Here is a 741-nt window from a genome sequence, read left to right as displayed (position 1 = left end):
TTATTCAAGCGGCCGTCTGAAAAATCATGCCGTGCGGTGTTTCTTGCGGCGCAGCCATTTTGCCAAAATGCCGCCCTCCCAACCGAACACGACGGAAATCAGGTAAAGCGTGCCGCAGCATAAAATAATCGCCGGGCCGGACGGAATTTCGATATGGTAGGAAAACAACAGTCCTGCCAAGCCGCAAAGCAAAGCCAATGCGACAGACAAAATCATCAGCCAACCCATGCTTTTCGCCCACAGTCTGGCGGTAATCGCCGGCAACATCATCAAACCGACCGACATCAGCGTACCCAATGCCTGAAAACCGGCAACCAGATTCATCACGACCAACACTAAAAACAACACATGCCAAAAGCCGCCCTTACCACCGACAGCTTTGAGGAACAAAGGGTCTATGCTTTCCAACACCAGCGGACGGAACATGACCGCCATCAGCAAAATAGTGACGCTCGCAGAAACAGCAATCAGCTGCAAAGCCGGAATATCGACCGCCAACACCGAGCCAAACAACAAATGCAGCAAATCGACGCTGCTGCCGTTTTTGCTGACCAAAACCACGCCGATGGCGAGGCTGCTCAAATAAAATGCGGCAAAGTTCGCGTCTTCTTTCAATGAAGTAAACCGGCTGACCAAACCTGCCAGTAAAGCCATCAGCAAACCGGCTGCAAAACCGCCGACGCTCATTGCAGGCAAACTCAAGCCGGCAAACATATAGCCAATGGCCGCACCGGGCAAAAC

Annotated in this window: 1 protein-coding gene; it reads right to left on the bottom strand. The window is 52.2% G+C overall.

The window, feature by feature from the left end:
* Positions 1 to 24: 24 nt before the first annotated feature.
* A partial coding sequence (locus ACTHUM_RS16450; RefSeq protein ID WP_440403489.1) for a metal ABC transporter permease occupies positions 25 to 741 on the bottom strand: 717 nt, incomplete at its 5' end.

Source organism: Neisseria sp. P0021.S006 (assembly GCF_051956895.1).
This window is presented reverse-complemented; position numbering and strand designations above follow the sequence as displayed.